Consider the following 13,240-nt stretch of genomic DNA (forward strand, 5'->3'; position numbering starts at 1 on the left):
TATTTGAAAAGAAAAGTACACAAATATATGAAAGCAAAATTATTTGGAATAATTCTCTTAATTTCTAATTTTCTTTTAGCTCAAGAAGAGGCGTGGGTGTTTTTTAAAGACAAACCTAATGCAGCTGTTTTTTTTTCAAATCCATTATTAGAGTTAAGACAACGATCGTTGGATAGGAGAAATTTCCAAGGGATAGCTTTGGATATTACAGATGTACCGATTCATCAACCTTATGTAGATGAAATAATGACAGCTACAGGAATTACTGTTTTAGCAAAATCAAAATGGTTAAATTATGTACATGTAAAAGGAGCACAAGCCAATATAGAGGCTCTTGCTGATCGTTCTTTTGTAGATCATATTCAGTATGCCAATCATTCGTTAAATGCCAAAATGAGGGATCAAGGTAATATGCCTTTTGTTGATAAATGGTCTGAACGAAGTGCTGTAAGAGTTAATTATGCTTATGGTAATTCAGCTACTCAAATTCAAATGTTGAACGCGCATTTTTTGCATGAACAAAATTATACAGGAACAGGAAAAATCATAGCTATTTTAGATGCTGGTTTTCCAGGTGTAAATACAGCCACTCCGTTTGCAAGTTTACGTAATAAAAATTTAATCTTAGGAGGTTATGACTTTGTAAAAGATTCGAATGATTTTTACAAGGGCGATTCGCATGGAACAAACGTATTATCTACAATGGGAGCTAATACAACAAACTTAGTGGGAACGGCACCCGATGCAAGTTATTATTTGTTTATAACAGAAGATGTTGCTACTGAAGAGGTAATAGAATTGTCTAATTGGGTAGAGGCAGCAGAAGAAGCAGATCGTTTGGGAGTAGATGTTATTAATTCTTCTTTAGGGTATTTTAGTTTTGATAATAGAGCTCATAGTTTCTCATATCAGAATATGAATGGGCAAACATCCGTTGCGTCAAGAGCTGTTGATATAGCATTTTCTAAAGGTATGATTTGTGTAATTTCAGCAGGAAATGAAGGAGGAAAAGAAGAACCTCATATAGGAACTCCTGCTGATGCTAGAGCTGCGCTTACCGTGGGAGCTGTTACTTCTACACGAATAAGATCAAGTTTTAGCTCAATAGGTCCCACAGCAGACAATCGTATTAAACCGGATTTAATGGCTATGGGAACAGCTTCAGTTATTGCTACTCCAACAGGTGCCATTATAACAGAAAATGGGACTTCTTTTTCAGGACCCATTTTAGCTGGTGCCATTACATCTTTTTGGTCTGCTTTTCCAACCAAAAAAAATACAGAAATTGTACAATTAGTTAGAACATCAGCAGATCGATTTACGTTACCAGATACTGATTATGGTTACGGAATACCAAATTTTCAGACTGCTTTAAATAATGTATTAAGTATAAAAGAATTTGAATTGAATCCAATAAAAGTATATCCTAATCCAACCACTGATGCAATTACTTGTGAGATTCCTTTAGATAGTATTAATTCAGAATTAAGGATTTATAATAATCTGAGACAATTGGTAACTCAAAAGATATTGACTAATACAGTTGAGGAAATTAATGTAAGTCATTTGAATGCAGGAGTTTATTATTATATAATAGCTGATTCTGTTAAAAAAATACAAGGTAAATTAATTAAAAATTAAATATTTTGAATGCAATAACATCACTTTTCGATATTAAATATCCAATTATTCAAGGAGGAATGATTTGGAATTCAGGATATAAACTAGCTAGTGCTGTAAGTAATGCTGGCGGTTTAGGATTAATAGGTGCAGGATCTATGTATCCTGATGTTTTACGAGAACATATCCAAAAATGTAAAAAAGCTACTGATAAACCTTTTGGCGTAAATGTACCAATGCTTTATCCAAATATTGAAGAGATAATGCAAATAATTGTAGAAGAAGGAGTAAAAATAGTTTTTACTTCCGCTGGAAATCCTAAAACTTGGACTTCTTTTTTAAAAGAAAAAGGAATTGTAGTTGTACACGTTGTAAGTAGTACGAAATTTGCATTAAAAGCACAAGAAGCAGGAGTAGATGCTATTGTGGCAGAAGGATTTGAAGCTGGAGGACATAACGGGCGTGAAGAATCAACCACCTTTACTCTAATCCCCATGGTTAGAAAACAAATAAATATTCCGATAATAGCAGCAGGAGGAATAGCTACAGGCAGAGGTATGTTAGCGGCTATGGTTTTAGGTGCAGATGCGGTACAAATGGGGTCACGATTTGCAGCTTCTATAGAAAGTTCAGCGCACCAAAATTTTAAGGAAACTATAGTTGCTACAGAAGAAGGAGGAACACAACTTACTTTAAAAGAATTAGCACCTGTACGCTTAATTAAAAATAAATTTTATAACGATTTACAAGAGTTATATACCAAGTGCCCGTCAGTTGACGAGTTACAAACGTTATTAGGACGTGCCAGAGCAAAACGTGGTATGTTTGAAGGAGAGTTAGAAGAAGGAGAGTTAGAAATTGGTCAAATAGCAGGATTAATAGATACGATAAAGCCTGTTCAAGAAATTATAGATGAATTACTTAAAGAATTTGAATTGGCTAAGAACGAAATCTATGCTTTATAAAAAGTTAGAAAGAGGGTTAAATCCCTCTTTCTACTAAATTTTTCATCCCTTCACTAGCACTCAAAGGAATTATTTCAATAGGATTTGGCAAATTGTTTACACTTGCAGGTTTAGGATCTATATAATAAATAGGCGTATCAGTTCTTGTGTAGTGCATAAGCCCTGCCGCAGGATACACTTGTAGAGAAGTCCCTATGATAATTAAAATATCTGCTTTTTCTAGCATAGGAATTGCTTGGTTTATACCAGGAACAGCTTCACCAAACCAAACAATATGAGGTCTTAATTGTGATCCGTCTGGAGCCATATCACCTATATGTAAATCCTCTGACCAATTAATTATGTAATCACTATTTTCAGTGCTTCTCACTTTTGTTAATTCGCCATGTAAATGTAGTACTTTTGAACTGCCAGCTCGCTCATGCAAATTGTCTACATTTTGTGTTATGATTTGTACATCAAATTTTTGTTCTAATTCTGCTATTATCTCATGGCCTCTATTGGGGGTAACTTCCTTAAGTTGAGCTCTCCGTTTATTATAAAAATCTAAAACCAGAGCAGGATTTTTTCGCCATCCTTCAGGGGAAGCAACTTCTTTAATATCATGGTTTTCCCATAATCCATTAGAATCTCTAAAGGTGCTAATGCCACTTTCAGCACTCATGCCAGCACCTGTTAAAATAACTAGTTTTTTTTTCATTTATGTGGGTAATTTTAAGATTATTAAAAAATGGGTATTGTTATATAAAGGGAGTTCATAAAAACATCCATAACTTTAATTATTTTTGCCAAGATAATTAAAAACATTTACAATGCAATCTTTATTTCATGATGAAAAATATTTAGAATATCTAGAAACATTTATAACAAAAAACAGGAAAGAAGGGTTTAAAAAAGTTTTGGCTAACAGAACCAAACACTTTACAGTAGTTTGTGAAGATGTTTATCAGTTGCATAATACCAGTGCTGTTATGAGAAGTTGTGAGGTTTTTGGGATTCAAGAGTTAAATGTAGTAGAACAGCGTTTTGGAAAAAAAATTGATAAGGAAATTGCTCTTGGGGCAGAAAAATGGGTAGATATTAAACGTTTTTCTAATAATCAAGATTGTATTAATAATCTACGAACCAGAGGCTATCAGATTATAGCAACCACTCCGCATGAAAAAGACAGTATGTTAGAAGATTTTGATATTTCTAAACCATCGGCAATTTATTTTGGTACTGAAAGATTAGGAATATCTGATGAAGTTATAAAAAACGCAGATGGATTTTTAAAAATTCCTATGGTTGGGTTTACCGAAAGTTTGAATATTTCAGTATCAGCAGCTATTATTATACAAAGTCTAACTAACAGGCTACGTCATTCTAATGTAAATTGGGGTTTAACAGATCTAGAATTTTTAGAAAAAAGAATTGATTGGACCCGTAAATCTATTAAAGATATTGATTTTATTACTGAAAGATACTTTGAACAGATTAAAGTGAAATAATTCTAGCTTTATTGTTTTTAGATGTATGAAATTTTAAAATAAAATAACTGTGTGACGGTTTGTAATTAAGCAATGTTAACCCTGCATTTGAATTGTTATATCAACTAAAATAAAAACAGATTTAAAGAGCTTAAAAAAGTCTTTTTTAGACTTTTAAAAACAACTTTTTTGGTATAAGATAAAAATTTTGAATTACTTTTGTATACAATACATACGAAGCCTCAAAGAAATGAAAAAAAGAGTATACCGATTTATATTTTTTAAGTTAATGGGATGGAAAATAGTAGGAGACTACCAATCCTATATGATTGATATAAAAAAAAGTGTAATGCCTGTAGTTCCTCATACCAGTTGGCATGATTTTTATATAGGATTATTAACAAGAGGTTCGTTAGGTATCAATATTAATTTTGTTGCTAAAAAAGAACTTTTTAAATTTCCTTTTGGTTATTATTTTAAATGGGTAGGAGGAGAACCTCTTAATCGTTTTAAAAATGAAAATAAAGTAGATGCAATTGCAAAAATCTTCTCACGAAAAGAAGAATTTAGATTGTCTATTTCACCTGAAGGTACTCGAAAAAAAGTATCTGAATGGAAAACAGGATTTTATTACATTGCCCTAAAAGCCAATGTTCCTATTGTTGCCATTGGTTTTGATTGGAAAAATAAACAAGTTATTGCTTTTCCTAAAATAATCCCTTCGGGAGATAAAGAAAAAGATTTTGCCATTTTAGAAAGCTATTTCAATGGAATTGTAGGTAAAGTTCCCGAATACAGCTTTACTAAATAATTCTCTTAGGTGATTATAATAAAGCTATATCTCCATTTTTGTTAATTTGATTCTCACATTACGGTTGTTTTAATTAGGAAAAGATTTAAAATATTTTTTTCAAGGAAGAGCTATGTGATTACTATAATTAATTTTAAAAAAAGATCAAACGGATGAATTTTTATACAGACTATAAAGAAAAAACTATTTCAGGGCGCTATATTACCAATACTGACTTAGAAGTAATATTAGATCAATTGAACCCAAACTTTGAAATTAAAATATTGGGACAATCCGTTCAAGAACGACCTATTTATTCTATTAAGTTTGGAACCGGATCTACAAGAATATTTATGTGGTCACAAATGCACGGAAATGAATCGACAACTACTAAAGCATTGTTTGATTTTTTAAACTTTTTAGGTTCAAAAGAACCATTAGCTCAAAGGTTGGCAACATCGTGTACTTTTTTTATGATTCCTATAGTCAATCCAGATGGAGCAGTTGCTTACACAAGAGTAAATGCTAATCAAATAGATTTAAATCGCGATTCAGTAGCATTAACACAACCTGAATCAAAAATTTTACGTAAAATTTTTGAAGAGTTTAAACCTGATTTTTGCTTTAATTTACATGACCAACGCACAATATTTGGAACAGGAGATTCAGGTAAGCCAGCAACCGTTTCTTTTTTGGCACCCTCTTTTAATGAAGCCTGTGAATATAATGAATGTAGATTGCGTGCAGTAGATGTTATTTTAGCAATGACGAATGAATTACAAAAACATATACCCAATCAAATTGGAAGATTTGATGATACTTTTAATTTAAATTGTATAGGAGATTATTTTCAGTATTCAGGAGTGCCTACTATTTTGTTTGAAGCAGGGCATTTTCAAAATGATTATGAAAGAGAAGAAACCAGAAAATATATTTTTATTGCATATATAGCCGGATTAGAACATATTATTTCTTCAAAAAAAACAGAAGTAAATTTGAAGGGATATTTGAATATTCCGCAAAATAAAATCAATTTTTATGATTTTATTTACAAAAATATTAGGTTAAAAAGAGATTCTTTAGATATTATTACTAAATTTGCATCCCACTATAAAGAAGTCCTGTTTCAAGGAAAAGTCCATTTTGAAGCCGAGATCGTAGCCATTGGAGATCTAGAAAGAAATTTCGCACATCAAGTTTATGATTTAAAAGGAGGTCTATATCAAGACGAATTTGGGAACTATCCCGAATTGGAAAAAGATGCTAATTTTTCTGTAAATATTAACAATATTTTTGTAAATGGAGTGCTTAAAAAGTAATATTTTAGATGTATTTAAACAAAAACTAAAAAATAAAAACACAAACAAAGAAATAATTATATGAGTAAGTTTAAATTAGATGAGGTTGATCATCAGATTCTTGATATGTTAATTGATAATACGAGAATACCATTTACAGACATTGCAAAAAAACTTTTAATTTCAGCAGGAACTGTCCATGTGCGTGTTAAAAAATTAGAAGATGCTGGTATTATCCAAGGATCCTCACTAACATTGGACTATGAAAAATTAGGATATTCATTTATTGCCTATGTTGGAGTATTTTTAAATAATACATCACAAACGAAGTTTGTTTTAGAAAGAATTAATGAAATTCCTTTTGTAACAGTTGCTCACGTGACGACAGGAAAGTTTAATATTTTTTGTAAGATTAGAGCAAAAGATACAAAACACGCTAAAGATGTAATCTATATGATTGATGATATTGATGGAGTATATAGAACAGAAACAATGATTTCTTTAGAAGAAAGTATTAATGATAAAAAAAGATTAATGCACACAATCTTTAGAGAAATGTAAATTATCAGTACTGATAATTTTAGAAAAAGAGTATTGATTTTTTTCAATACTCTTTTTCTATTTATATCGATTGGTTATTACACGAAATCAACAGCCATTTCCCATTTATTTTCTCAAAAATATAATCTACATAAATGCCGTTATCAACCCCTCTAATTTCAACAACTGCTTTATTATCTTTGAACTTAAGCGTTTGGGTATAACGATCATATTCTCTTGTTAAAGCATCTTTAGGGTAGCGAAAATCAAGGATTTCATAAGCTTTTTTGTCCATTAATTTCTTTACCGTACCTGTTTCAGGATCTATCCATTCTTCAAGTACTAATGGAAATGTAACACGGCTTACTTGAAATACAGAATCTTTACTAAAAGCCTCAAGGAAAGATTTAAAATCATCATCTATAGATTTTGTATTAGCGTTTATTGTTGTTGGCGGTTTCTTTTTTACCTCTTTTGGTGCTTCGATAGTAGTGGTTTCTTTTTTACAACTGATGGAAAGTATAGCTAGTAATACTACAAAATAAGTTTTAAGCATATTTATTGGTTTTAAGTGACTTTGCAAATATAATTTTTAACGAATAAAAGGAAGTACAATTTATTATTCCCTTTTCTTCTCTTTACAGCATTTTTTAAAATTTGTCCTCCAACTAAAATTTGTCATATTTTTTATTTTACTAGATTGTAAGATTTTATTTTATTATCCTTTTCGTTATATTTGAAAGAAGCAATAGAAAATGTTGTAAAAACATATTTAATAATAAACAAGACGGATATTAGTTTATCCTTTTCAAATTGTGTTTCATAGTGAAAAAACTGAATCCCTAAAGTAGATTGTATTTTTTCGATGCGAAACTTAAAAAACTTAATCTATCCAATACTAAAAAACGACAAAATGAAAATAAGAAATGACTTTGTATCAAATAGTAGTTCTGTTAGTTATATTATAACAATGAAAAAAGATATTGTTGAAACTTTTGCAAGATTCCATGGAGATAGCAAAGATAATGAAATTCAAAAAGTAACCGAGTTTTTGAAAAATGACATTTCTGAAAATGGAACCAGAATTTATATGGAAGGAGAGGAAATGATAATCAAAAAAATAAAATTTAACACGGATGGAGGCACAAATTGTAGAGAATGGATTGAAGAAAACGGAAAAAAGGTAGAAATTGATAAAATGACGGATGAAGAATTGTGGAGTTACATATATGGAGAATATATCCTAAAAGGTGAAATTGCTAAAATAGCTGGCTTTGGTTCAACGCAAGTAGAAACTTATTAAATATGGCATTAATCAGAAGACATAGCGAAGGGTATAATTTTATTGCTGACAATGAGACTGGAGTTACTATGAGATGGGGTAAAACATTTAAAGATGATCCTTATCGAGCTCCTTTACCAGAATTAGTTGATATTTCAATTTCTAATCATTGTACAAAAGGATGTACCTTTTGCTATCGAGATAGTGTTCCGAATAATGTTTTTATGAGTTTAGATGATTATGAATTTGCTATAAAATCATTATACAGCGAAAAATGGGGTAATGTTTTTCAAGTTGCTCTTGGTGGTGGTGAACCATTAGAACATCCAAATTTTATAGAAATATTAAAAATATCTCGCAAATACAATGTAGTACCAAATTTTACTACTAATGCAATGCATATTACCGAAGCGATTGCAAAAGAAATTAAACCTTTGGTTGGAGCAGTTGCAATCTCTTTTCCAAACATTAGAACAATTCCTAAATCAAAAGCTCAAATTTTCATAAATGAAGGAATTAGAACAAATATTCATTTTATTCTTGACAAAAAGAGTATCAAACAAGGAATTGAAATTTTGGAAGGAAACCACAACGATATATTAAAAGGGTTTAACTCTCTCATTTTTTTAACATTTAAACCAATGGGACGAGGAGATGACAGCTTATGTCTTGAGTTAAATGACGATTTAAAGAAGTTTTGTTTACTTATTGATAAGCATAAATGCTCCTTAAATATTGGTTTTGATTCTTGTTTTATGCCAATGCTAATGCACTTTACAAATACTACAATTGATTTTATTGAGCCTTGTGAGTGTGCATTTTTTTCAGCATACATTGATGAAAATCTTGTAGTTAAACCTTGCTCATTTACTAGTCACAATAGAGATAACCATAGTTTAAAAGATAATTCATTTGAAGAAATTTGGAATAATCATTGGGAATCATACAGAAATGCTCAAGTAAACACCTGTCAAAGAGAGTGCAAAAACTCAAGCAATTGTCGAGGCGGTTGTCCTTATTACGACCAAATTAATCTTTGCAAAACGAGTGAACCTGAAAAAGCTTTAGTATGATAAGTATTCAATGGAGCCAATTCGAGCAAAATCAACAAGCAAAGGATATCAGTTTTGAGTCATTTTGCTTTCAAGTTGCATATTTAAAATATAAGGATTACGGTTATTTTGAAAACTTCTATAATACACCTGGTTCAGAATATTATCTTACGCTTCATTCAGACTGTCCTGAATTGAACCTTAAAGCAGGTGATGAGATAGGCTGGCAGGTAAAATGGTGGTTTAATAATGAAGAAAATACATCTCTAACAGCAAGTAGGCGTGATGAGTTAGAAAAAGGTTTTACTACAACACTTAAAAGACATCCTAATATAAAATTATGGATTATTTGTACTCCAGGAAGTTTTATTGAAGATAAATTTATTGAGCTAAAAACAGCGTTAGCTAATCTAAAATCAGATACAATCATTTCTCATTGGAACAAAGACACTTTTTCTAATTTCCTAACTCAAGAATTTAACAAATTTAGTGATGTCTTTAACCATTACTTCAACACAAGTTTTATTGATTTTGAATTTATTAAGAAGTATTCTCAAAGGAGAATAGAAGATTTACAAAAGAAATTTGATACAGACTTGTACACTCCATCACATTATGATGATGAAGTTTTTTTTGTAATGAGCTATAAGGCAATATTTGAAGCAATTGACATTAAAATCAAGTACTTACAAGATGATTTGGATAAAATAGAAAAAGACGACTCATTCAATGCTGAATTCAAAACTTTTGATGAAGAATATATTGAAACGGCTCAAGCATTACTAAAGAAATGTGTTCACATATCTAAAGAAACTATAAGAATTATTACATCTGGACTATCAATAGAAAAAGTCAAAACTCTTAAATCCATATTGCTCTCTTTTGATAAAGAATACGAATGTTCAGCAATTATTCTTGATAGAAAAATTAAATCAAAAGAATACATAATTGATAAGAAAAACTGGAAGGAAAAACATACAAATGATACTTATATAGTTCCTTCAATAACAAAACTTAGAGATTATCTTATCTCATCAAAAGAAGATGGAGAAAGTTGCCTTTTAGATTTCATTAATGATGTTAATACCAAAGATATTCATATTCTAAGTAGTGCTGGTTACGGAAAAACCAATATAGCTTGTAATATATGTGCAGAATCACTAAAAAAGAATATTCCAGCAATATTAATACTTGGGTCATCTTTTAGAAAAAATGAAAATCCAAAAACTCAAATTTTAGAACAATTAGAAATTAGCACTCAATATACTTTCAAACAGTTTATACAAGCATTAAATACATTAGGTCTTATAAAAGGTATTAAAATACCAATTATAATAGATGGTTTAAATGAAAGTAAACCTTTTGATGATATTTGGAAATCTAATATTAAAGATATTATAAGAGATATAAAGGAGCTAGACTATGTGTTATTAATAACAACTTGTAGAAATCGTTATGTAGAAGCTATTTTCGAAGAGTCAGACATAACTAAAATTCCAAATACGAAAACACTTAGTGGTCTTACAGAAAAACAAAGACTTAAAGCAATACCTAAATATTTTAACAAGTACAATATCACACCAACATCTTGGAATTTCAATCAAGAATTGTTTGTCGACCCATTATTATTGAAAATATTTTCGGTTGTAAATAAAAATTCGGAAAACCTACATATTTCGTTAGAAAATGTATTCGTGAGTATTGATAGATATATTGAAGAAATAGCAGAAAACTCTAGTAAAATTGAATCCAAAATCGATAAAATCGCTAAAAAGCACGTAGAAAATCAAATAAGACATTTTTGTAAGCATTTATGGTTAAATAGTACTAGGGAGATTTCTGATTTTGAATTTAACCAGATCATTTCACCTGAATCACCAAACCAAATGGGAGATTTGACGAAAAAGCTTTTAGATGAGGGCTTATGTTTTCAAAAAAATCTAAGAACGAATGACGAAACTGTTCAATTTACATATGACAGAGTCGCAGGATATGCCATAGCATCAAAAGTTCTTCTTAACAATTTAACAAAGTCCGAAGAATTAAAAGATGCGTTGATTAAACTTGGTGTTGAAAAAATGCTTTTTAACAAAGAAACTTACCATCCCCTTCGTCAAGATATCTTAATGTCACTATTACACTTATTACCTAGTAAATTTGACGTTCAATTATTTGAATTATTTGATAACGATTCTGTTTTGGAAGAAGCTTATAACAACATTGATTATTTTATTGATAATCCTAAAGGGCAAGAAAAAATCCTCAAAAACATTCTTAATGAAAATCGGCAAAGTCGTAATTTGAAAATATTGTTTGAGAAGTTATTAGAAAACAATTTCAAGAAAGAAGTTCACGGCTTAGGTGATTTTACAATTAAAGTTCTTGCGTCTTTATCACAAGTTGAAATAGATATACATTGGAGTGAATTAATCAGAAAAAATAAATATTCAGTTTTTCCTTTACTTAGAGATATAAACAAGTTTTATTTCAAAAGTAATATTCAAGTAAGAAATATTGAACAAGATTTGTATTTATCGTTTTTATCAACTACTTCAAGTGACAAATCAATTAGAAGTTTAGCCACAGAAAATTTATTTTTAATTGGAAAAAAGTATCCTGATGAATTATTAAGATTAGCTAGTATCACAATTCCATTTCCTGACATCAACAGTGTTGAATCAATTATTGTAGCAATTTGCGGTACTACCCTATCGATAAAAGATAAAGATTTCACTCAAAAATGTCTCTCATTTTTTGAGACTCAGTTCATACCTAATTTCAACAACACTCATATTTGTATTATAGAATACATCTTTACCATTCAAGAATTTGCTAAAACAATCTTTGATCTTGATTTTGCAGAAGAAGTATTATTCTCGAAAGAGAATTACAATATCTCGATTGATGAAAAAATCAAAGAAGAAATAGGAAAAAATATTTATCACGATTGGCATTTTGATCTAGACTTATATGATTTTAATAAATATCAAATAAAAGGTATTGCTTCTGACCATTACGATAAAAGAGATACATTACCATCATCCGATTGTCTTGCCATTATATTAAGTAATATTCAAGCAAAAGGGTATGATGAAGCTATTTTTGAAGTGATTAATAAGGATTTTCAAGAAGATAGAACTTATAAATATGGTGGACGTAGAGGAAATGACAACTTGATTAAATATTCAGAGAAATATTTATGGCAATCTTATTTTGAGTTTGTAGGTTATCTCGTTTTAGATGGTCGTTTAAAATCAGAAAATGGTGAAAGATTCAGAAGTAGTGACAATTTTTTTGATCCAACTTTTCCTAGATTACCAAGAAAATTTCAATTAATTACGAATTGTTTATTTCCTTCAAAAGATGAAAACATACAAGATTGGATTAATTCAGAAGACGATAATCTTGTAGATAAATTCCTAATACATAATTTATATACAGATGATGAATGGGTATTGACTTCTTTGAGTGTTACCCAAGAAGGTAATAATGACACAAGAATAAATGTATATCTTACTAGTTTTTTTATCCTTTATGATAAAATTAAAAAACTAGAAAATATTATTCATTCTGGAAATTTTCATCATAATCCAATTTCTTTTCATCAAATATACTCAGGAGAAATAAATTGGAGTAATTCAGTCGTTCCAAGCAAAGAGGACTATTATGATGATGGAATAAATTTAAAAGATGTAATGAGAGATTATTCTTGGAGCAGTTGGTCATCCAATCGTTTTGAAAACCCTCATTTTGAATTTTTAAACGAAGAACTTTCTAATTTGTTAAATTTGGATTTTAACCCTAATGACTTATGTTTCTACAATAAGAAAAATGAGCAAGTAACTAAAATTATTTGGACAGAAAATTCAAAACTCTATTATGCTAAAAAAGAAATAATTGAAGAACTTTCTAATCAATTAAAAATGGAATTTGTTTGGAATCAATTTATATCTAAATATGGAGAGTTTGGAAAGTATAAGGATAATCTATTGAATCCCTCATATAAAGATTTAAGTAAAATAATACGATACAATGATATTATTTAAAAACAAAAAACATACACATTTTACAGTTAGTTTTAGACAAAGAAAAACATAAAAAAATAATGTTTTCTTTATTAAGACTATAATCAATACGAAAACAACATATAAAAAAACACTAAAATTAAAAAATTAACACTTAAATCTGATACTTTCGGATAAATAGGACTTTCAAATTATAAAA

At 29.6% G+C, this 13,240-nt stretch carries 11 protein-coding genes; 9 read left to right on the top strand and 2 right to left on the bottom strand.

Annotated features, from left to right (window positions below):
- Positions 1–27 precede the first annotated feature (27 nt).
- Together HUE53_RS11740 and HUE53_RS11745 are read left to right on the top strand one after the other, a co-directional pair.
- Positions 28–1,641, top strand: a complete 1,614-nt coding sequence (locus HUE53_RS11740) for a S8 family serine peptidase (protein WP_014165278.1) — start codon at positions 28–30, stop codon at positions 1,639–1,641.
- 5 nt (positions 1,642–1,646) lie between these two features.
- Positions 1,647–2,585, top strand: coding sequence for an NAD(P)H-dependent flavin oxidoreductase (locus tag HUE53_RS11745; protein WP_014165279.1), 939 nt, complete (start codon positions 1,647–1,649; stop codon positions 2,583–2,585).
- A 16-nt stretch (positions 2,586–2,601) separates the two neighbouring features.
- Here the strand turns inward: HUE53_RS11745 and HUE53_RS11750 are convergent, their stop codons facing one another.
- Positions 2,602–3,285 (bottom strand): SIR2 family NAD-dependent protein deacylase, encoded by a 684-nt coding sequence (locus HUE53_RS11750; protein WP_077225183.1) that lies wholly within the window; start codon positions 3,283–3,285, stop codon positions 2,602–2,604.
- Between the two features lie 112 nt (positions 3,286–3,397).
- Between HUE53_RS11750 and HUE53_RS11755 the strand changes: the two genes are divergently transcribed.
- The 4 genes from HUE53_RS11755 to HUE53_RS11770 all read left to right on the top strand — a co-directional run bounded on the left by HUE53_RS11755 (position 3,398) and on the right by HUE53_RS11770 (position 6,703).
- Positions 3,398–4,075, top strand: a complete 678-nt coding sequence (locus HUE53_RS11755) for a TrmH family RNA methyltransferase (RefSeq protein ID WP_014165281.1) — start codon at positions 3,398–3,400, stop codon at positions 4,073–4,075.
- A gap of 229 nt (positions 4,076–4,304) precedes the next feature.
- Positions 4,305–4,865 (top strand): 1-acyl-sn-glycerol-3-phosphate acyltransferase, encoded by a 561-nt coding sequence (locus HUE53_RS11760; RefSeq protein ID WP_041253201.1) that lies wholly within the window; start codon positions 4,305–4,307, stop codon positions 4,863–4,865.
- Positions 4,866–5,017: 152 nt separating this feature from the next.
- On the top strand, positions 5,018–6,163 hold the full coding sequence (locus HUE53_RS11765) for a M14 family metallopeptidase (RefSeq protein WP_077225185.1): 1,146 nt from the start codon (positions 5,018–5,020) through the stop codon (positions 6,161–6,163).
- A gap of 60 nt (positions 6,164–6,223) precedes the next feature.
- Positions 6,224–6,703, top strand: a complete 480-nt coding sequence (locus tag HUE53_RS11770; RefSeq protein ID WP_014165284.1) for an Lrp/AsnC family transcriptional regulator — start codon at positions 6,224–6,226, stop codon at positions 6,701–6,703.
- 61 nt (positions 6,704–6,764) lie between these two features.
- Here HUE53_RS11770 and HUE53_RS11775 read toward each other — a convergent pair whose 3' ends face one another.
- Positions 6,765–7,238 carry a DUF4348 domain-containing protein gene (locus tag HUE53_RS11775; RefSeq protein WP_192188517.1) on the bottom strand — a complete coding sequence of 158 codons (474 nt, stop codon included), beginning with the start codon at positions 7,236–7,238 and terminating at the stop codon, positions 6,765–6,767.
- A 357-nt stretch (positions 7,239–7,595) separates the two neighbouring features.
- Between HUE53_RS11775 and HUE53_RS11780 the strand changes: the two genes are divergently transcribed.
- The 3 genes from HUE53_RS11780 to HUE53_RS11790 are packed head-to-tail and all read left to right on the top strand — an operon-like array spanning position 7,596 to position 13,062.
- Positions 7,596–7,985, top strand: a complete 390-nt coding sequence (locus HUE53_RS11780; protein WP_041253394.1) for a hypothetical protein — start codon at positions 7,596–7,598, stop codon at positions 7,983–7,985.
- A gap of 2 nt (positions 7,986–7,987) precedes the next feature.
- The gene (locus HUE53_RS11785) at positions 7,988–9,037 is read left to right on the top strand and encodes a radical SAM protein (RefSeq protein ID WP_014165287.1); all 1,050 of its coding nucleotides are present in this window, start codon (positions 7,988–7,990) and stop codon (positions 9,035–9,037) included.
- Positions 9,034–13,062 carry an NACHT domain-containing protein gene (locus tag HUE53_RS11790; protein ID WP_192188518.1) on the top strand — a complete coding sequence of 1,343 codons (4,029 nt, stop codon included), beginning with the start codon at positions 9,034–9,036 and terminating at the stop codon, positions 13,060–13,062. Before HUE53_RS11785 ends, HUE53_RS11790 begins: the two co-directional genes overlap by 4 nt.
- Positions 13,063–13,240: the final 178 nt, after the last annotated feature.

The sequence above is a fragment of the Flavobacterium columnare genome, from assembly GCF_014844295.1.
In the GTDB taxonomy this organism is placed as follows: domain Bacteria; phylum Bacteroidota; class Bacteroidia; order Flavobacteriales; family Flavobacteriaceae; genus Flavobacterium; species Flavobacterium columnare.

What these genes read in the sequence shown, in the direction of transcription:
- HUE53_RS11770 (WP_014165284.1), top strand. Translation starts at nt 6,224, where the DNA reads ATGAGTAAGTTTAAATTAGATGAGGTTGATCATCAGATTCTTGATATG.
- HUE53_RS11790 (WP_192188518.1), top strand. Translation starts at nt 9,034, where the DNA reads ATGATAAGTATTCAATGGAGCCAATTCGAGCAAAATCAACAAGCAAAG.
- HUE53_RS11765 (WP_077225185.1), top strand. Translation starts at nt 5,018, where the DNA reads ATGAATTTTTATACAGACTATAAAGAAAAAACTATTTCAGGGCGCTAT.
- HUE53_RS11785 (WP_014165287.1), top strand. Translation starts at nt 7,988, where the DNA reads ATGGCATTAATCAGAAGACATAGCGAAGGGTATAATTTTATTGCTGAC.
- HUE53_RS11780 (WP_041253394.1), top strand. Translation starts at nt 7,596, where the DNA reads ATGAAAATAAGAAATGACTTTGTATCAAATAGTAGTTCTGTTAGTTAT.
- HUE53_RS11755 (WP_014165281.1), top strand. Translation starts at nt 3,398, where the DNA reads ATGCAATCTTTATTTCATGATGAAAAATATTTAGAATATCTAGAAACA.
- HUE53_RS11750 (WP_077225183.1), bottom strand. Translation starts at nt 3,285, where the DNA reads ATGAAAAAAAAACTAGTTATTTTAACAGGTGCTGGCATGAGTGCTGAA.
- HUE53_RS11740 (WP_014165278.1), top strand. Translation starts at nt 28, where the DNA reads ATGAAAGCAAAATTATTTGGAATAATTCTCTTAATTTCTAATTTTCTT.
- HUE53_RS11760 (WP_041253201.1), top strand. Translation starts at nt 4,305, where the DNA reads ATGAAAAAAAGAGTATACCGATTTATATTTTTTAAGTTAATGGGATGG.
- HUE53_RS11775 (WP_192188517.1), bottom strand. Translation starts at nt 7,238, where the DNA reads ATGCTTAAAACTTATTTTGTAGTATTACTAGCTATACTTTCCATCAGT.